Source organism: Actinoplanes sp. NPDC000266, assembly GCF_042899005.1.
Classification (GTDB): Bacteria; Actinomycetota; Actinomycetes; order Mycobacteriales; family Micromonosporaceae; genus Actinoplanes.
Window position 1 is genome coordinate 1,419,136 of the sequence record NZ_JBIAZI010000001.1, and the last position, 18,189, is coordinate 1,437,324.

General features: G+C 71.5%; 15 protein-coding genes. 7 read left to right on the forward strand and 8 right to left on the reverse strand.

What is annotated here, in order from left to right; all coding sequences use genetic code 11:
* From ACFY36_RS05900 to ACFY36_RS05915, 4 genes are read left to right on the forward strand one after another with little or no spacing between them, the layout of a single operon-like run.
* Window positions 1-1,395, forward strand: a complete 1,395-nt coding sequence (locus ACFY36_RS05900; protein ID WP_499744751.1) for an MFS transporter — start codon at window positions 1-3, stop codon at window positions 1,393-1,395.
* A 57-nt stretch (window positions 1,396-1,452) separates the two neighbouring features.
* Entirely contained in the window at window positions 1,453-2,136 is a 684-nt protein-coding gene (locus ACFY36_RS05905) for a GAP family protein (protein WP_499744752.1), read from the forward strand.
* Window positions 2,137-2,170: 34 nt separating this feature from the next.
* Window positions 2,171-2,953 (forward strand): DUF1254 domain-containing protein, encoded by a 783-nt coding sequence (locus tag ACFY36_RS05910; RefSeq protein ID WP_499744753.1) that lies wholly within the window; start codon window positions 2,171-2,173, stop codon window positions 2,951-2,953.
* Window positions 2,953-4,638 (forward strand): SulP family inorganic anion transporter, encoded by a 1,686-nt coding sequence (locus tag ACFY36_RS05915; RefSeq protein WP_499744754.1) that lies wholly within the window; start codon window positions 2,953-2,955, stop codon window positions 4,636-4,638. The genes ACFY36_RS05910 and ACFY36_RS05915 overlap by 1 nt, the downstream gene beginning before the upstream one ends.
* A 141-nt stretch (window positions 4,639-4,779) precedes the next feature.
* On the opposite strand, the gene ACFY36_RS05920 is transcribed toward ACFY36_RS05915, so the two are convergent.
* On the reverse strand, window positions 4,780-5,037 hold the full coding sequence (locus tag ACFY36_RS05920) for a DUF1254 domain-containing protein (RefSeq protein ID WP_499744755.1): 258 nt from the start codon (window positions 5,035-5,037) through the stop codon (window positions 4,780-4,782).
* Window positions 5,038-5,343: 306 nt separating this feature from the next.
* Between ACFY36_RS05920 and ACFY36_RS05925 the strand changes: the two genes are divergently transcribed.
* The gene (locus ACFY36_RS05925) at window positions 5,344-7,743 is read left to right on the forward strand and encodes a winged helix-turn-helix domain-containing protein (RefSeq protein WP_499744756.1); all 2,400 of its coding nucleotides are present in this window, start codon (window positions 5,344-5,346) and stop codon (window positions 7,741-7,743) included.
* On the opposite strand, the gene ACFY36_RS05930 is transcribed toward ACFY36_RS05925, so the two are convergent.
* From ACFY36_RS05930 to ACFY36_RS05945, 4 genes are read right to left on the reverse strand one after another with little or no spacing between them, the layout of a single operon-like run.
* Window positions 7,740-9,464, reverse strand: a complete 1,725-nt coding sequence (locus ACFY36_RS05930) for an FAD-dependent oxidoreductase (RefSeq protein WP_499744757.1) — start codon at window positions 9,462-9,464, stop codon at window positions 7,740-7,742. The genes ACFY36_RS05925 and ACFY36_RS05930 overlap by 4 nt on opposite strands.
* Window positions 9,451-11,319 carry a maleylacetate reductase and hydroxyquinol 1,2-dioxygenase domain-containing protein gene (locus tag ACFY36_RS05935; RefSeq protein WP_499744758.1) on the reverse strand — a complete coding sequence of 623 codons (1,869 nt, stop codon included), beginning with the start codon at window positions 11,317-11,319 and terminating at the stop codon, window positions 9,451-9,453. The genes ACFY36_RS05930 and ACFY36_RS05935 overlap by 14 nt, the downstream gene beginning before the upstream one ends.
* Window positions 11,320-11,375: 56 nt before the next feature.
* Window positions 11,376-12,254, reverse strand: coding sequence for a helix-turn-helix domain-containing protein (locus tag ACFY36_RS05940; RefSeq protein ID WP_499744759.1), 879 nt, complete (start codon window positions 12,252-12,254; stop codon window positions 11,376-11,378).
* 33 nt (window positions 12,255-12,287) lie between these two features.
* Window positions 12,288-13,241, reverse strand: a complete 954-nt coding sequence (locus ACFY36_RS05945) for a D-2-hydroxyacid dehydrogenase family protein (protein ID WP_499744760.1) — start codon at window positions 13,239-13,241, stop codon at window positions 12,288-12,290.
* Window positions 13,242-13,479: 238 nt separating this feature from the next.
* Here ACFY36_RS05945 and ACFY36_RS05950 point away from each other — a divergent pair, with 238 nt between their 5' ends.
* On the forward strand, window positions 13,480-14,244 hold the full coding sequence (locus ACFY36_RS05950; RefSeq protein ID WP_499744761.1) for a hypothetical protein: 765 nt from the start codon (window positions 13,480-13,482) through the stop codon (window positions 14,242-14,244).
* 154 nt (window positions 14,245-14,398) lie between these two features.
* Here ACFY36_RS05950 and ACFY36_RS05955 read toward each other — a convergent pair whose 3' ends face one another.
* Window positions 14,399-15,127, reverse strand: a complete 729-nt coding sequence (locus ACFY36_RS05955; RefSeq protein ID WP_499744762.1) for a lysozyme — start codon at window positions 15,125-15,127, stop codon at window positions 14,399-14,401.
* A gap of 100 nt (window positions 15,128-15,227) precedes the next feature.
* Entirely contained in the window at window positions 15,228-16,616 is a 1,389-nt protein-coding gene (locus ACFY36_RS05960) for an MFS transporter (RefSeq protein WP_499744763.1), read from the reverse strand.
* A 45-nt stretch (window positions 16,617-16,661) separates the two neighbouring features.
* On the opposite strand from ACFY36_RS05960, the gene ACFY36_RS05965 reads away from it, so the two are divergent.
* A complete protein-coding gene (locus ACFY36_RS05965) occupies window positions 16,662-17,312 on the forward strand; it encodes a TetR/AcrR family transcriptional regulator (RefSeq protein ID WP_499744764.1) in 651 nt (216 codons plus the stop codon).
* Here ACFY36_RS05965 and ACFY36_RS05970 read toward each other — a convergent pair.
* On the reverse strand, window positions 17,232-18,119 hold the full coding sequence (locus ACFY36_RS05970; protein WP_499744765.1) for a LysR family transcriptional regulator: 888 nt from the start codon (window positions 18,117-18,119) through the stop codon (window positions 17,232-17,234). The two genes, ACFY36_RS05965 and ACFY36_RS05970, sit on opposite strands and share 81 nt — an antisense overlap.
* Between the last annotated feature and the right edge of the window lie 70 nt (window positions 18,120-18,189).

The window sequence follows — 18,189 nt, forward strand, 5'->3', positions numbered from 1 at the left end:
TTGGTACGGCCAGCATGGCCTACCCGGGCACCGCGCCGAACCCGTGGAAACCCTGGTCCACCCCCGGGAGGTCTAAACGGCCTCGAAGTCACGATCGTCGGCAACCTTTCGGGCCGGCTGTCCGAGTCCGGCAGCGGCCTCGACATCACCCAGAGTCAGGTCACCGGCTTCGGCGCGGCCATCTACGTACTCGGCGCCTGTTGCGGCGCGCTGTTCTTCGGCTGGCTGACCGACCGGTTCGGCCGCAAGAAGCTGTTCATGGTCACCCTGGCCGTCTACCTGTTCGGCACCGCGATGACCGCCCTGTCGTTCGACCCGTGGTGGTTCTTCCTGTTCCGCTTCGTCACCGGCGCCGGCATCGGCGGCGAGTACGCGGCCATCAACTCCGCGATCGACGAGCTCATCCCCGCTCGCTACCGGGGCCGGATCGACCTGATCATCAACGGCACCTACTGGGCCGGGGCCGCGTTCGGCGCCCTGCTCACCGTCCCGATCCTCACCCAACTGCCGGTCGGGTGGGGCTGGCGGGTGGCGTTCGGCCTGGGCGTCGTCCTGGGCCTGGTGATTTTGCTCGTACGCCGCCACGTGCCCGAAAGCCCACGATGGCTGTTCATCCACGGCCGCGGCGAGGAGGCCGAGGCCCTGGTCTCCGACGTCGAGAAGACCGTGGAACGCGAGGACCACGTCAAACTCGACCCGGTCTCCCAGTCGATCGAGATCCACACCCGCCGGACGATCGGCTTCGGCACCATCGCCAAGACCCTGATCACCCGGTATCCGAAACGGGCCGGCCTGGGTCTGGCCCTGTTCATCGGCCAGGCGTTCCTCTACAACGCGATCACCTTCGGCTACGCCCAGATCCTGCAGACGTTCTTCGAAGTGCCGTCCGGCAGCACCGGCTACTACTTCGCCGTCATAGCCGTCGGCAACCTGCTCGGCCCGCTGCTGCTGGCCCCGCTCTTCGACTCGGTCGGCCGCAAAATCATGATCACCGGCACGTACGTCCTCTCGGGCGTCCTGCTTCTCGGCACCGCCTGGCTGTTCAGCGCGGGCGTGCTGAACGCGGTCACGATGACGGCCTGCTGGCGTGTGGTGCTCTTCTTCGCGTCGGCCGGCGCTTCCTCGGCGTACCTCACCGTCAGTGAGATCTTCCCGATGGAGACGCGAGCCATGGCCATCGCCTTCTTCTACGCGATCGGCACCGCGGCCGGCGGCATAACCGGCCCGCTGCTCTTCTCGAACCTGGTCGGCACCGGGAAGGTGGGCGACACGGTCCTGGCCTTCGTCATCGGCGCCGCCGTGATGATCGCCGGCGGCGTCGTCGAGGCTTTCCTGGGCGTCAAGGCCGAACGCAGGAGTCTGGAGGACATCGCCACCCCGTTGACCGCGACGTGAGTCTTCATGCGGTCGGGGTGAGGTGATCGGCCGGGGATCGGGGTGACGCTGCACCCCATGGGTGAAGCGATCGGGCAAAGTCTGCCCACCGCCGTGGGTGTGGCTCTGAGCCCGGTGCCGATCATCGCGGTGATCCTCATGCTGACGACGCCGCGGGCGAAGGTCAACGGGCCCTCGTTCGTGCTCGGCTGGCTGCTCGGGCTCGGCCTGGTCGGCGCTCTCGTGCTGGTCCTGGCCGGGCCCTCGGCGTCGGCCGGTGACGGTGAGCCGGCGGCCTGGGTCGGCTGGCTGAAGCTGGTCCTCGGCCTGCTGCTGCTGGCGGTCGCGGTCCGGCAGTTCCGGGGGCGGCCGCGGCACGGCGAGGCCGGCTCGATGCCGAAGTGGATGGACGCGATCGACGAGTTCGGCGCCGGTAAGTCGCTGGGCCTGGCCGCGCTGCTGTCCGGGGCCAACCCGAAGAACCTGCTGCTGGCGGTGGCCGGGGCGGCCGCCATCGCGCAGACCGGCATTCCCGGCGGGCAGCAGGCCGTGGCGTACACGATTTTTGCGATCGTCGGCAGTCTGGGTGTGGCCGCCCCGGTCGGGATCTATCTGGTCATGGGTAAGCGGTCGGCCGACCTGCTGGCCCGGCTCAAGGAGTGGCTCGGCCTGCACAACGCCGTCATCATGTCGGTGCTGTGCCTGCTGATCGGCGTGAAACTGCTGGGCGACGCGCTGACTGTCCTCACCCTCGGCGAGTGATCCGTCTTGGCGACGGCGGCGCGAGCCTGATGGCATGACTTCCGGAATCTCCCCGCAGGTGCGGGCGTCCATCGCCGTCGCCAATTCCGGCCGTCTCTTTCTCACCCCCAACCCGCCGAACTCGCTCTGCGTCATCGACGATTTCTGGTTCCGCTACGTGGCCGACCACCACGTGCTGCGCACCCCGACCTACACCAACCGGCTGGTCGTACGGGCTCTGGGCGGCGTACCGGACATCCGGAGCACCCGGGTCCATCCGCTGGCCCAGGCCGGCGATCCGCCCGAAACCAAGCGGGCCGGCCAGTGCACGGCCATCGGGCTGGTCAAGGGCGAGCCGTTCGCGCCGGACGAGCGGATGCGCCGCCTTCTCGCTCAGGCCGCGGCGCTGGCCGCGGCGGCCGCCCGGGCGCTGGTCTACCGGCCGCGCGACCCGCGGGCGTACCTCTATCCGGGCGGCACCTGGCTCAACGCGTTCCTCGGCGGAAGCTACGAGTTCCTGCGTAACCACGCCCGCCTGCTCGACGCGCGGGCCCAGTTCCACTACTTCGCCACGGTCATCACCCCGGCCATGGGCGCGGCCCGGGCCGGCACGGGTTCGGCCTACGCCTACACGGCGATGGACAGCAACCACGTGATGGGCCGTGACACCGGCGGCGCTGAGCTGTCCTTCGGCCCGGAGCCGCCGCCGGCCGGCGAGACGACCTGGGTGCGGACCGTGCCCGGCAAGTCGTTCTTCGCGATGCCGCGCCTGTACGGGCCGCTGGAGGCCTGGTTCGACAGGACCTGGCGCCCCGGCGACATCGAGCCGCTGCGCTGATGCCGCGCCTGTTCGGGTCGTTCGCCGGTTATCGCCGCTCGTGGCTGCGCGGCGACCTGGTCGCCGGCCTGACCGTCTGGGCCGTCCTGGTGCCCGAGTCGCTGGCCTACGCCACGATCGCCGGGGTGTCACCGGTGGTCGGCCTCTACGCGGCGGTGCCGAGCCTGCTGCTCTATCCGCTTCTGGGCTCGTCGCGGCATCTCGTGGTGGCCACGATGAGCGGCACGGCGGCCCTGTCGGCCAGCGTGGTGGCCGACGTCGCCGATCAGGGCAGCGCCGACTTCGCGGCCACCACCTCGGCGCTGGCCATCGTGGTCGGCGCGCTCTGTCTGCTGGCCGGCCTGCTCCGGATGGGCTTCCTGGCCTCGTTCATCTCCGAGCCGGTACTCAAGGGCTTCATCGTGGGCCTGGCCCTGACCATCATCATCGGCCAGGTGCCGGCCCTGATCGGCGTCGAGAAGCCGTCCGGCAGCTTCTTCGAGAAGCTCTTCGGCATCCTCGGCGAGCTCGGCGACGTGGCGCCGCTGACCCTGGCCCTGGGCGCGGGCGCGCTGGCCGCGATCCTGCTGCTGAAACGGTTCCTGCCGATCGTGCCGGCCTCGCTGGCCGTGGTGCTGGCCGGCATCGGCGCGGTCGCGCTGTTCGGCCTGGACTCCCGCGGCGTCGACATCGTCGGGGCCATCGACTCCGGCCTGCCCAGCTTCGCCGTGCCGGACATCGGCCTGGACGGCTATCTGGAGCTGGCCGGACCGGCCGTCGGGGTGCTGCTGATCGGTTTCGCGGAGGGTCTGGGTGCGGCCAAGACGTACGCCGCCAAACAGGGCTACGACGTCGACCCGAACGCCGAGCTGCTCGGCAACGGCGCCGCCGACGTCGGATCGGGCCTGTTCGGCGGCATGGTGGTCAACGGGAGCCTGTCCAAGACCGCCGTGAACGGGGGAGCGGGCGCCCGCTCCCAGCTGTCCGGGATCACGGTCGCCGTGCTCACGGTCATCACGCTGCTCTTCCTGACCGGCCTGTTCGAGAAGCTGCCGGAGGCGGTGCTGGCCGCGGTGGTCATCGCGGCGGTGATCGAACTGGTCGACGTGGCCTCGCTGCGCCGCCTCTACCGGGTGTCGACCGGCCCGCTGAACCGCATCTACCGGCACGCCACCCGCGCCGACTTCCTGGCCGCGGTGGCCGCCCTGCTCGGGGTACTGATCTTCGACACCCTGCCCGGCCTGTTCATCGGGATCGTGGTGTCGCTGATCCTGCTGCTCTACCGCTCCTCGCGCCCGCACGTGGCCCGGCTGGTCCACCGCGGCGGCGCGGACGGGGCCTGGGCCGACCACGAGCGCTACCCCGGCACCCCGGTTCCCGAGGACGTGGTCGTGGTCCGCGTCGAGTCGTCGGTGTTCTTCGCCAACGCCGACCATGTCCGCGAATCGATCCTCGGCATGCTCGACGAGCACACCGAGGCGGTCGTGCTGGACGCCGAGACCATCCCGAGCGTCGACATCACCGGCGCCGCCATGCTGGCCACGCTGCGCGACGAACTGGACCGCCGGAACATCCGCCTGCTGCTGGCCAAGAGCGTCGGCCAGGTCCGCGACGTGCTGCGGACGTCCCCTTCGGCCGCCCGGGAGGCGACGCAGTTCCCGACGATCGACGAGGCGGTGGCGTCCCTACGGACGAACCGGCAGTAGCTCGCCCAGCTTCCAGGTCTTGTCGAAGAACGGCGGCAGAGGCGAGTAGAAGCGGGCCATCAGGAAGTAGCACCTCGGGCGAGAACACGCCGGGCCGCTCGTCCTGGACGATCTCGTCGCACGCCATCGGGCCCTGGCCGATCACGAACCGGGACAGGCTGGAGCCGTACCCGCCGGGCTGGTGCGGCCCGATGCGCAGGCCGTCGGGTCGCCGTCGTCGATGAACGCGCGGCACAGCATGATGACATTCCGGGTACGGACCGGATAGACGATATATCCGCCTTCGGGAACCGGGCCGGTGTAGCCGTCCGGGCAGAGCAGGTAACGGCCGCCGAGCCCGCGATCCGGCCCGGGCGTGCCGGCGTCGCGCAACCCGTTGACCAGGCATCGGACCGTCACCTGCCGGTATGCGGCCAGGTAGGCGCCGGCCGCCCGCAGCTAGGTCGGGTGGTCTTCGCGATGACCCCGTCCCGGAAGTGGAGCGGGCCGGCCGGTGAGCCGACGTCGTCCGGGGTGAGGAAGCGCGCGGGGATGTCCATGCCGGCAAGCTTTCGGGACCGCCCCGGCGGCCACCATCACCCGCCGGTGATGAGAAGCGGCGCTGAAGATCACCGAGCAATCCGTTGCCGTTTCGGTGCCCAGCGTGGTCAACTGGCTCTCACCTGCGGGAACAGGTGATGATCAGCTGGGGGGTGACGTCATCACATGTCCGACCATGCGGTGCCGGCGTTGCCTCGCGTCCTTGTCCGGCGGGGTCGTCTTCACGCCGAGTTGGACGCCGGTGTCCGCGGAGCGGTGACGCTGGTCCGGGCCGGCGCCGGCTGGGGCAAGACCGTGCTGATCGCCGGCTGGGCCCGCGGCCGTCCCGAGCCGGTCCTTTGGCTGTCCCTGATGGACAGGCACAACGATGCCGATGTCCTCCGGTCCGAGCTGACCGCCGTGCTCGGCTCGGCGCGGTCCGGACCGGCCGTGCTGGTGCTCGACGACCATCAACGGCTCGTCGACGATCAGGCCCTGGCCGCGCTGGACGCCGTGCTGCGCGAATGGGCGCCCGGCGTGCGCTTGGTGCTGGCCGGGCGCGGCGAACCGGCCCTTCCCACGCACCGCTGGCAGGCCGCCGGGGAGCTGACCGTGATCGGCGCCGGGGCGCTCGCGTTCACCGAGGCCGAGGCGGCCGAGCTGGCCGAGGCGGCCGGCAGCCTGCTGGCCCACACCGAGGGCTGGGCGGCCGGGCTGCGCCTGGACGACGCCGCGGCCGGTGACTATCTGGACGGTGAGGTGCTGCTCGGGCTGTCCGAGTGCACCCGCCGGCTGTTGCAGCGCGTCAGCGTCCTGGACTCGGTGCCCGCCGGGCTGGCGGCCGAGCTGTCCGGCGAGCCGCGGGCCGGGCTGATCCTGGACGGGCTGGCCCGCGCCGACGCCTTCGTGACGGCCGATCCGGACGATCCTGAGCGGTTCCACCTGCACCCCCAGCTGCGGGCGACGCTGCTGCGCCGCCTGCGGCAGGACGATCCGGGTCAGCTCCGGGAGCTTCATTCCGAGGCGATGCGGTGGTACGCCGTACACGAACCGCAGGAGGCCCTGGCCCACGCGCTCGCCGCCGGGGACTGGACCGAGCTGGGCCGGCTCGTCGTCGGGGCCGCGGCGCCGCTGATCGTGTCGGCCGACCGCAGCCGGCTCTTCGCGATCCTCGCGCAGGTGCCGTGGCCGGTCTTCAACCAGGACGCCGAGCTCGCCGTCTGCGGGGCGCTGCGCCTGTTCGCCGAGGGCGACTACGCGGCCGTGCCGGAGCAACTGGCCCGGGTCGAGCGTTTGCTGGACGGCCGCTCGGGACCGGACCGGCTGATGGCCGAGACCGCGGTCCGGCTGCTGGAGGCGACGGTGGTCAGCCGGGTCCGGGGCGAGATGCCGAAGCTCGTGGCGCAGACCACGCGGATCCTGCGCCGGCTCGCGACCGTGCGGCTGGAGGAGATGCCCTCGGCCCATCAATACCGGGCCATCGCGATCGCCAACAAAGGCATCGGTCTGTTCTGGGCCGGCCGGGCGGACGCCGCCGAACGCTACCTCTGGGCCGGCCTGAGCGCCGCCCGCGCCAACGGCGTCCAACTGGTCGAAATCAACATGCTCGGCCACCTTGGTGCATTGGCGCTGGTCAACGGCTCCAGGAACGACGCTTGGCAGTACGCCGGTGAATCCCGCCGGCTCGCCGTGGAGCACCGCCTGGAGACGACCCCGCAGGCCACCCTGGCCTTCCTGGTCGAGGCGTTCGTCTCGGTGGAGCGCAACGACGTGGCCAACGCCGAGGAGGCCCTGCGGCAGGCGCTGCACTGGGAGCCCTATCCGCACGAGGCGGCCCTGGTCACGATGACCGGCGTGGCCCGGACCCACCTACTGCTGATCCGCGGCCAGCCCGAGGCGGCCCGCGACACGATCCGGCAGACCCGCCACGACTGGCCGGAGCAGCTGGACGCCCCGCTGCTGCGCCGGTGGCTGAACCTCACCGAGTCGGAGGTCGACCTCGAGCTCGGCGACCCGGGCGCGATCGTGGCCCGGTACGGCGCGGTCGGCGAGCAGAAGCTTCTCGCCGCGGAGCGGGCCTCACTGGGCCGCGCCCTGCTGGCCACCGGCGACATCGACCGGGCCGGTGAGCTCTTCCACCGGGCCACCGGCGGCCGTGACCCGCTCACGGCCGTCATCGCGTGGATCGGGATCGCCCTGGTCGCCGAGGAACGGGGGGAGGAGGCCGAGGCCCTGAAGGCGATCGGCCACGCCGGCGAGCTGGCCGCCCGCGACCGGATCACCTGGCCGTTCCACCGCTTCCCGGGCCGGTCGGTGGCGGCCCTGAGGCAGCGCAGCCGCCTCGCCGTCGAGGCCGGCCCGGGCCGCGCCGATCCCGCGGTGCCGCCGCTGGCCGAGGCCCTCAGCCACCGCGAGATCGAGGTGCTGCATTTCCTGCCGACCATGCTGACCGTCAACGAGATCGCCGACAGCCTGAACATCTCGGTGAACACGGTCAAGGTGCACCTGCGCGCCATCTACCGCAAGCTCGGCGTCGGCCGCCGCCGCGAGGCCGTCCTGACCGCCCGCGAGCGCGGCCTGCTCTAGGGCCGTCCCAGCACCCTGTCGAGGACCTCGCGCAGGCGGGCCGAGGGGTCTTCGGCCGCGCCGTCGCTGCGGAAGCAGACGTAGTTGTCGGGGCGCAGCAGCACGCAGCCGCTGTCGCCGACCTCGCGCAGGCGGGCCCAATCGCCGTACGGGTCCTCGTAGTCGGCGCCGGGGCCGATGGTGACGGCGTCCACGTCGTGGGTGCGGGCCGCCGAAACCCAGGCCTCACCGCCGATTCCGGTCAGCAACGTGAAGCGGCCTCCACCTCCCAGATCCAGTGTGGACAGACGGGTGTCGCCGCGAGTCACCCAGGCGTGCGGGACCTTCGCGCCGGGCCAGGTCGTCGCGTGGTGGTACAGCTCCTCGTCACGGGGATTCGCGGGAAACGGTGTGCCGTCGGGGATGACGGCCTCCGAGACGTACCTCTGGTCGAGCTCGACGCCGTGGGTGTTGAACTCGTAGTTCTTGAACTCGATGGCCTCGCGGAGCGCGCGCCGCTGCTTCTCGGCCTCCGGCGTGGGCAGCTTGCGGGCGTCCATGTTCGCGCGCAGCTGGGACGGGTCGTCGGTGGAGAGCAGGCCGAGCGCCTCGAAGACGCGGCCGGTCTCGCCGATGCTGCGGTTGGCCCGGTCGACGATCTGCTTGCCGACCGGGGCCCGCTCGGCCGAATAGGTGTCGAGCAGGGCCGGGCCGGCCGCGCCGTCGAGGACCGATTTCACCTTCCAGGCCAGGTTGTACGCGTCCTGGATCGACGTGTTGGAGCCGAGACCATTCGACGGTGGATGCCGGTGCACGGCGTCACCCATGCAGAAGACGCGCCCCCGGTGGTACGTCTCGGCGTACAGGTGATTGACCGTCCACGCCGAGGACGACTTGATGGTGACCGGCACGGTGTCGTCACCGATGAGGTGGTGGGCGATGCGCCGGGCGTACTCCTCGGTGAGGTCCGGCGGCTCGCCGTCGATGTCGTAGCCCCAGACGATGAGCCATTCGTGCCAGGGGCGCACGCAGCGGACCAGGCCCATGCCGATGCCGCCGACGTCGGAACCGGTCTGCAGCACCCAGTAGAGGGTGCTGGGCCGGTATTTCGTCAGATGGGTGAGGTCGGCCTCGAAGACGATGTTGATGCTGCCGGCCACGCCCATCCGGCCCACCATGGGCAGCCCGATGTCCTCGGCCACCTTGCTGCGGCCGCCGTCGGCGCCGATCAGATATTTCGCGCGGATCTGGTATTCGTCGCCGCGCAGCCGGTCGCGCACGGTCGCGGTGACGCCGTCCGCGTCCTGCTCCAGGGAGAGGTATTCGGTCTGGAATCGGAACGCCGTGCCCCGCGCGATGGCGTTGGACGCGAGCACCGGCTCCATCAGGTGCTGCGGCATGTCGCAGATGCTCGACGGCGAGGCGAGCAGGTGGTCGGCCAGCCGCGACGGGTGCGTGTACCAGGTGTGCAGCCGGCCCAGCTCCTCGCCGGCCAGGCTGGTGCAGAACGTGGTGTCGCCCATCAGGTGCTGCGGGGTGGCCTGGGCGATCACCTGGTCCTCGACACCGGCGTCGCGCAGCACCTCCATGGTCCGCTGGTTGGTGATGTGCGCGCGGGGGGTGTCGGAGAGGCTCGAATATTTGGTGACGACCATGTTGCGGACGCCGTAGGTGCTCAGCAGCAGCGCGGCGGCGCCGCCGGCCGGGCCGCTGCCGACGATGAGAACGTCAGTTTCCAGCATGATCGGGCCCCAATCGGAAGGTGAAAGCGACGCGGCGGGTGCCGTCCTCGTCGCCCGGGAAGTCGACGATCAGGTCGTCCTTGACGCCGAAGACCGCGTCGGAGTCGAGATACGGCCCGCCGGCGACGAAGAGCTGGGTGACGAGCCGGCGGAACCCGGGCGCGCTGATCATGAAGTGCAGATGCGGGGCCCGGTAGGGATGCCGGCCGGTGGCGCGCAGCATCCGCCCGACCGGGCCGTCGTCGGGGATCGGATATTCCGACGGCAGGATCGACCGGAACCACAGCCGGCCGTCGTTGCCGCTGCGCAGCCGGGCCCGCAGGACCGGGCCTTCCAGGCCGGGCAGCTGCACGTCGTAGAAGCCGTCCTGATTGGACTGCCAGACGTCGACGATCGCGCCCGCCACGGGACGGCCGTCGAGGCCGGTGATCGCGATGTCGGCCCGCAGGGGCGTGCCCGGCAGCCCTTCGGCGAGGTCGGCGCCGTGCTCCTTGACGGGCGGGCCCTCGACGTAGAAGGGGCCGAGCACGGCCGACGGCGTGGTGTCGGGGGAGCGGGAGTTGCTCAGCAGGTCGACCGCGCTGGAGATGCCGAGAGTGTCGCTGAGCAGCACGAACTCCTGCCGGGTGGGCGAGCAGAGCTGCCCGGTCTCGGTGAGGAAGCCGATGGCGGCCGTCCACTCGTCCTCGGTGAGGTCGTTGTCGGCCACGAAGCCGTGCAGCCGGGTGACGAGGTCACCGAGCAGCGCCGCGAGCCGCTTGTCGGGCGCCCCGGCGAAGCTGGCGACCACCTCGGAGGTGAGCCGGCTCAGGCTGGCCGCGGCCGGCGCGGGCCGGTCGCCGTGCCAGGCCGCGGCCAGGAGACCGCGGATCCCTTCCGTGGTCAGGGTTCGGGGGTTCGGATACGGCGTCCGGGTGGCCTCCTCGGCGACCGTGCCGAGCGCGGCCTCCGGAAGGCCGAGCTCGGCCAGCGTGGTGGGCGCTCCGAGGCGCACGGCCAGATCGAAGACCCCGGCCGCCGCGTCGGCTACGCCCAGCGCGGCGGCGACGCGGCGCATGACGCCGGGCGCGGCCTCGGCGTTGTAGGCCATCACGTGCGGCAGCACGACGGCGTGGGTCTCGGCGTGCGGCAGGTCGAAAGAGCCGCCCAGCACATGGCAGAGCTTGTGGTGCAGCCCCATCCCGACCGCGCCCAGGCAGATCCCGGCCAGCCAGGCCCCGGCGAGGGCGTCCGAGCGGGCGTCGAGGTCGTCCGGCTGCTCGGCGATGCGTGGCAGCGCCCGCGCGATCCGGCCGATGGCGTCCAGGGCGAAACTGTCGATGGCCGGGTTGGCCTGCGGCGAATAGAGCGCCTCGACGGCGTGCGCCATGGCGTTGAGCCCGCTGGTCACCGAGAGCCCTACGGGCAGCGTCCGGGTCAGCTCCACGTCGTAGATCACCGTTGTGGGCTGCAACGCCGGATCGCGGCGGGTGGTCTTCACCCCGCCCTCGGTCTCGCCGAGGATCGGCGTCATCTCCGACCCGGCGTACGTGGTGGGAACCGCGATCAGCGGTAGCCCGGTCCGCGCCACGAGCGCCTTGCCGAGGCCCGTGCTCGACCCGCCGCCGAGCGCGACCAGGCAGTCGGCCCCCGACTCGCGCACCACTTCCAGCGCGCGTTCGGTCACCTCGACCGGCGTGTGCATGGCCACCCCGTCGAAGCGGCGCTCGATGCCGGCGAGGGCCGCCCGCCCCGGAGTGCTGAGCAGCAGCGGCCGCGACCCACCGGCCCGCGCCACCTCGTCCGGCAGCCGGCTGAGCGTTCCCGCCCCGAAAATCACCCTCGACGCGTGCGCGTCGTATGCGAACGACTCCACCCGCCCAGTGTCAGCCCGGCACGGTCACCGGTTCCTGCACAATTCCGCTGCACATTTCAGGCGCGGCGCAGGGCGGCCGGTGTGGTGCCGAGGTGCGCGCGCAGCACCCTCGTCAGATGTTCCTGGTGGGAGAAGCCGCAGCGCTGCGCGATCTCGGCGATCGGCATGGCCGTGCGGCGCAGCAGGGAGCAGGCGGCGTCCAGCCGGCGCTGGATGAGGAACTGGTGCGGTGACAGGCCGGTGCGCGCCTTGAACTGCCGGGCGAACTGGCTCACGCTCAGGCCCGCGGCGGCCGCCATGTCGGGCAGGGGGAGCGGCTCGCCGAGCCTCGCCTCGATCAGGTCTCGCACGGCGCCGACCTGACGGTCGGACAGACCGGCGCGGGCTGGTCGCGGCGTTCCGGTCGCGGTCTTCGGCCGTACGCTGTGACGCCGGGCCAATTGCGCGGCAAGCGCCCGGCCCAGATGGTCGACGTAGGTGCGCGCCGACGGCTCCCAGCCCCGCAGCACGCCGTCGAGGGTCAGCAGCAGCTGCTCGACGAGCGGATCGAGGCTGCCCAGCTCCTCGGCCAGCTCGACCGGGTCGCCGTCGTGCGCCTCGCGGAGCATGTCGTCGGTCAGATAGGCGTGCACGGTGTCGAGTTGACCGCCCAGCTCGACGGTCAGTTCCTTGCCGGCCGGATGGACGAAGAGGCCGCCCGGCGGCACCGTACGCTCGCGGGTCAGCCCGAGGTGCCCGCGCCGCACGGTGACCGGCCCGTTCAGGTGCAGGATGACCAGGTGGCTGCCGGCGCCGCCGAAACAGGCCTGGTAGGGCTGTTCGCGCTGGGTGGAGACGTACAGCTGCTCCCAGCCGAGACCGCGGCTGGTGCGCTCGGGATGAACCCACGACTGGCGAAGAATGCCATTCGTGTCGGCCACCGTCATCTCCGTCATCGCCACGTTCATAGCCCCCAACCAGTGATCAAATCAAGAGAGCACCCGCACGGGCTGACCGTCGCGCCACGCGGCGATGTCCTCGACCACCTGCTCGTACATGGTTCGCAGGCCGGCCTCGGTCACGTAGCCCAGATGCGGCAGCAGGACGGTGTTCGGCGCGCCCCGGAGAGGGTTGCCCAGCGGCAACGGCTCCTCGTCGTAGACGTCCAGCCCGGCCCCGGCGATCGTCCGGGCGGTGAGGGCGGCCACCAGCGCGCCCTGGTCGACGATCGGCCCCCGCGACGTGTTGACCAGGATCGAGGTCGGCTTCATGGCGGCCAGCTCGGCGGCGCCGACCAGGCCCTTCGTGCGGTCGCTGAGCTTGAGGTGAACCGTCAGCACGTCGCTCTCGGCGAAAAGTTGGTCTTTACCGACATAAGTTACGCCGGCTTCCTCGGCCCGTTCGGCCGTGAGGTTCTGGCTCCAGGCGATCACCCGCATGTCGAAGGCCTGCCCGATCCGCGCGATCTGCCGGCCCAGACGCCCGAGCCCGAGCACGCCGAGGGTGCTGCCGGCCAGATCGGTGCCGACGGTGGTCTGCCAGCGCCCGTCCCGCAGGGCCCTGTCCTCGACTACGACGTGCCGCCGGACGGCCAGGATGAGCGCCCACGTCAGCTCCGTGGTGTTGGAGCTCTTCGTGGACCCGTACATCTGAGTGCCGGTGACCGTGACCCCACGCTCAGCCGCCGCCGAAAGATCGATGGCGGCGTTGGCCATGCCCGTGGTGACCAGCAGCCGCAGGTCAGGCAGCTTGGCGAACAGCGACGCCGGAAAGGGCGTGCGCTCCCGCATGGCCACGACGACGTCCGCCCCGCGCAGGGCGCCGGCCACCTCGTCCTCACCGGCGAGGTGCTCGTGAAGCACCTCGACGTCGGCCCCCAGCGTGTCGAACGGCCCGTACTCCCGCGCCACCCGCTGATAGTCGTCCAAAACGGCGATTCTCATGGTCACACCGTACGCAAGGTGCCGCCGTCCGCGGCCGGCCCGGGAGCGGGGTAGCGCGCGTACACAATGGAATGCCAGGATCTTGGACATGCAAAGGAATCGAATCTTGATCGTCGCGGGGGCGATCACGGCATTCCTCGCCGCCATGCCGGCCGTTGCCAGCGCCGCACCCGCAGCCCAGCCCGAAGGTCGTCTCCTCTTCATCCGGACGGTGGACTCACCGCGCGGAAGTGGTCCGGTGCAGAGCGTTGCGCCTGACGGCACCGCGCTCACCGACCTCAACCTCAACGTCTCGTGGTATTCGTCGCCCGACTACTCCCCGGACGGCCAGCGCATCGCGTTCGTCACCCGCGGTCCGGACGATTTCTTCGACACCGTCTACACGGCTGCCGCGGACGGCACCGGAGCTCAGTCCTTCTCCCAGGCGCCGTGCGGTCCCGGGCGTCCCCGCTGGTCGCCGGACGGCGCCGGCATCGGGTTCGAAGCCTGCGGTGACATCTACAAGCGTGATCTCGGCGGCGCCCTCACGCCGATCACCGGCGGCGACGGAGGCACGAACCTGGCCTTCTCGTGGGGTCCGCAGGGCAAGCGGATCGCCACCGCGAGCAGGGTCGCCCCCGGCGTGTCCGTGTGGAAGGCGGACGGTTCCGCCCACCGTCAGGTGAGCGACCTGTCGACGGCCGACACCGTGGACTGGAACCCGCGCAACGGCAAGCTGGCGGTCTCGTCCGGCGACGACCTGTGGCTGGTCGACGTCGCCACCGGAGCGAAGAAGCGGCTCACCGACACGCCGGACGTGGCCGAAGGCAACGTCGTCTGGTCGGCCGACGGCAAGTGGCTGGCCTACAGCGAGAGCCAGGTGCACACGCTCACCGACCCGGACACCGGACAGACCTACACGGAGCTGAGGGACCCGCAGATCTACGTGGTCGACGCGGCCGGCCGGCAGCGGCACGCCGTCGGCGTGCCCGGCATCCCGACCAGCTGGCGCGCGCAGGCCTGACCTTCACCCGCAGAGCCGTCACCCGCAGAGCCGTCACTAGCACAGCCGTAACCCGCAGAGCCGTAACCCGCTGAGCCGTAACCCGCACAGCCGTGACCCGCAGAGCCGTGGGGCCGCAAGGCCCCACGGCCTTTCGCCGCGACCGGCACCGAACTCAGCAGCCACCGTTGCAGGCCAGGACGCGAAGCCGGCTGAGAGTGCCGTGCCATTGGTTCGAGTCGCCGGCGAAGGGGCCCCGGCTCGAGTACTGCCAGAAGGACCATGTGGGCGCCCCGGCCGGCAGGACGCCGGGAGAGCCCGCGTAGCGGGCCAGCCACAGCGGCGAGTTCGCCCAGAAGCCCGCATAGTTGCCGGTGCATCGCTGCCACCAGTCCGTCGTGGTGTAGATGGCCGCCCACCGGCCGGTGCGGGCGTGGTAGCGGTTGAGGAACGCGGCGATCCAGTTGCGCATGTCGGTGGCGTTCAGCCCGTAGCAGGTGTTCGAGCCGGCGTACGGGTTGTACTCGATGTCGAGCGCACCGGGCAGCGTCCGGCCGTCGGCTGACCAGCCGCCGCCGCGCCCGGCGAAGAAGTCGGCCTGCGCCGAGCCGCTCGACCGGTTCGGAAGAGCGAAGTGGTACGCCCCGCGGATCATGCCGACGTTGTACGAGCCGTTGTACTGCTGCGCGAAGTAGGGGTTCACGTACGAGCTGCCCTCGGTGGCTTTGACGTAGGCGAACCGGGAGCCTGCGTTCCACTGCGCCTGCCAGTTCACGTTGCCCTGGTGGCTGGCGACGTCCTGGCCGTAGGTGACCGTAGCGGCGCTGGCCGGCGCCGCCACGGCCACGCTCAACGCGATGCACAAGGCGGTGAGGACGCCGGTGAGCCGGAATCGGGGTGTCACGGAATCAACCTCCCACGTGGGTGAACGTTCATTGCAGCGGCCGCGGTGAATCAGCGAAAAGCAGGAACGCGACAGCCCGCGAGTGACCTCCCTGGGGAACTCATCCTTGTGTGTGACCCGCCGCCTGTGGTGTGGGTGACGGCGCGACGAGGCGCGGGAGGACGGCCAGGGCGATGAGCGCCGCCGTGAGCAGGAGGGCGGCGCACAGGGCCAGGCCGAGGGCGTAGCCGTCGGTCAGGGAGGCCGGGGTGGCGATGACGCCCGTGCGGTGGGCGGCGGCCGTGCCCAGGACGGCCAGGCCCAGGGAGGCGCCGATCTGGCGGGAGCTGCTCAGCAAGCCTGAGGCCATGCCCGCCTCGTGCGGGGCCACGCCGGCCGTGGCCAGGGAGACGATCGGGGCCAGGCACAGACCGAAACCCACGCTGGCCAGCAGGGACGGGCCGAGGATGTCGGTGGTGAACGTGCCGTGCGGGCTGATCTGGGAGAACCAGGCGAAGCCGGCCGCCGTGAGCAGGGCGCCGGCGATGAGCAGGACGCGGGGCGGGAAGCGGTAGCCCATCCGGACGGCCAGAACCGAGCCGGCGACCACGCCCAGCGCGAACGGCAGGAACATCACGCCGGTCAGGGCCGGGCCGATGCCCAGGACACCCTGCAGGTAGAGCGACGCGAAGTAGAACGCGGCCGCCATCGCCGCGCCGACCAGCAGGTTGTACGCGTTGGCGCCGGCCACCGAGCGGTTCGCCAGCAGGCCGAGGCGGATCAGGGGGTCGCGGGTGGTCCGGCGTTCGACCAGGACGAACGTGGCCAGCAGGAGCAGGGCCGGTGCGGCCCAGAGCCACGACTGGCGGACGATCGCGTAGACCAGCACGGTCATACCGGTGGTGGCCAGTACCGCGCCGGCCACATCGGGGCGCCCGCGTGGGGCGACCGGTCGGTCGGGGGCGACGCCGCGCCAGGTCAGAGCCAGGGCGATCAGGGCCATGGGGACGCTGACGAACATGACCCAGCGCCAGCCCGCCCACTGGGTGAGCACGCCGCCGATGAGGACGCCCAGGGCACCGCCCGCGGCGTTGGTGGCGGCCCAGACCCCGAAGGCCCGCACGCGTGGCCGGCCGGTGGGAAAAGTGGCCGTGAGCATGGCCAAGGAGGCGGGAGCCAGGGCGGCGGCGCCGATGCCCTGGGCGAAGCGGGCGGCGACGAGCTGGCCCGGCGACTGGGCGAAGCCGCCGGCCAGGGAGGCGACCGCGAACAGGATAAGGCCGAGCATCAGGACGCGGCGGCGGCCGAAGCGGTCGGCGGCCTTGCCGCCGAGCAGGAGGAGCCCGCCGAAGGCGAGCGCGTAGGCGTGGATGACCCAGGTGAGCCCGGTGGCGCTGAAGCCGAGGCCGTCACGGATCGCCGGAAGGCCGACGTTCACAACCGAGAGATCAAGCGACACCATGAACTGCACCACGGCCACGGCCGTGAGGGTGAGCGACTTTCGGAACATGTTCCGAAACTAGCCCTCTACTAAAAAGGCAGCAAGATGGGGAGCGTGCCAAGAACTGGACGCCCGCCGGTGACCTCCCGCGCGCAGATCCTCACCACCGCCCGCCGCCTGATCGACGACGACGGCTGGGAGAAGCTGACGATCCGCCGCCTGGCCGGTGAGCTCGGCATCGGCCCGACCACGCTCTACCACCACGTCCGCGACAAGGAGGCCCTGCTCCTTCTGCTGCTGAACGAGTACGCCGAGCAGACCGCCCCGCCCGATCTCCCCGACGACCCGCGGGAGCGGATCGTCGTCGCCGCCCGCGCGCTGCACGACGGCCTGGCCGAGTGGCCGTGGGCGGCCGAGGTGCTCACCGTCGACGGCTTCGTCGGGCGGCTCGGCGCCCCGGCGTTGCGCCTCGTCGAGGTGATCCTGGACGGCGCCGTCGACTCCGGACTGACCCGCGAGCAGGCCGTCGACGTCTTCCGCAACATCTGGTACTACACCGTCGGCGAGATCCTGGTCCGCGCCCGCTCGGCCCGGCGCGACGTCGGCGACTGGGACATCACGTTCACCAACTTCGACCCGGAGCGCGTCCCCACGCTGGCCGCCATCGGCGAGCGCTGGCCCGCGCTAGTGGCCCGCGACGTCTATCCCGAAGGCCTGCGGGCCCTGGTCGGCGGGCTGATAGGCGCCGCGCGCCAGGGCGATTAGCTCGGTCAGGCCGTACGGCGGATCGTCGCGCCACCAGGCCAGCCACACCGGGATGCGCGGCGCGTCGCGGACCGCCCGATAGGCGACGCCCGGCCTCGGGTTCTGGTTGGCCGTCGCCTCCGACGTGACCCCGACCGCCTGCCCGGCCGCGATCAGCGTCAGCCACTCGTCGACCCCGTGCGTCTCCCGGGTCGAGGCCGGCCCCGACCCGGCCGGCCACAGCGAGGCCGTCGTCGTGCCGGTGCGGCTGTCCAGGGCCACGGTGTAGCGGGCCAGGTCGCTGATCCGCACCGTACGGCGGCGGGCCAGCGCGTTGTCAGTGGCCACCGCCGCGTAACGCGACTCCGTGCCGACCAGCGCGGTCTCGAAGCGGTCGTCGTCCAGCGGGCGGCGCAGCACCGCCACGTCGGCCAGCCCTTCGGCCAGACCCGCGGTCACCGTGCCGGACTGGACGAAGACCAGTGGCACGCCCGGATGGGGCCAGGCCTTCTGGAGCCTCCTCGTGTGCTTGCCCAGCGCCGCCCAGGCGTACCCCACCCGAAGCTCGGAAAAAGACCGGGTGGCAGTCAGGGTGAGATGGGCGACCTCCGACAGCACCCGCCGGGCGATCGGCAGCACCCGGGCGCCGGTCGCGGTCAGCGACACCTGGCGGGTCGTGCGGTGCAGCAGGCGGGCCCCGAGCGACGCCTCCAGCGCCGCGACGGCCCGCGACACCGAGGCCTGCGACAGGCCGAGCTCGGCCGCGGCGTCGGTGAACGTGCCCGCGTCGGCCACCGCCACCAGCGCCTCCAGTTGCCGCAGATTCATGCGCTCAGCGTATAGACCTGCGCCCGAACGCATTTCTCAACCGCGCCCCGCGACGCCGAAGCTGGCGAGC

What these genes read in the sequence shown, in the direction of transcription:
- ACFY36_RS05905 (WP_499744752.1), top strand. Translation starts at nt 1,453, where the DNA reads ATGGGTGAAGCGATCGGGCAAAGTCTGCCCACCGCCGTGGGTGTGGCT.
- ACFY36_RS05970 (WP_499744765.1), bottom strand. Translation starts at nt 18,119, where the DNA reads ATGAATCTGCGGCAACTGGAGGCGCTGGTGGCGGTGGCCGACGCGGGC.
- ACFY36_RS05945 (WP_499744760.1), bottom strand. Translation starts at nt 13,241, where the DNA reads ATGAGAATCGCCGTTTTGGACGACTATCAGCGGGTGGCGCGGGAGTAC.
- ACFY36_RS05960 (WP_499744763.1), bottom strand. Translation starts at nt 16,616, where the DNA reads ATGTTCCGAAAGTCGCTCACCCTCACGGCCGTGGCCGTGGTGCAGTTC.
- ACFY36_RS05925 (WP_499744756.1), top strand. Translation starts at nt 5,344, where the DNA reads ATGTCCGACCATGCGGTGCCGGCGTTGCCTCGCGTCCTTGTCCGGCGG.
- ACFY36_RS05915 (WP_499744754.1), top strand. Translation starts at nt 2,953, where the DNA reads ATGCCGCGCCTGTTCGGGTCGTTCGCCGGTTATCGCCGCTCGTGGCTG.
- ACFY36_RS05930 (WP_499744757.1), bottom strand. Translation starts at nt 9,464, where the DNA reads ATGCTGGAAACTGACGTTCTCATCGTCGGCAGCGGCCCGGCCGGCGGC.
- ACFY36_RS05910 (WP_499744753.1), top strand. Translation starts at nt 2,171, where the DNA reads ATGACTTCCGGAATCTCCCCGCAGGTGCGGGCGTCCATCGCCGTCGCC.
- ACFY36_RS05940 (WP_499744759.1), bottom strand. Translation starts at nt 12,254, where the DNA reads ATGACGGAGATGACGGTGGCCGACACGAATGGCATTCTTCGCCAGTCG.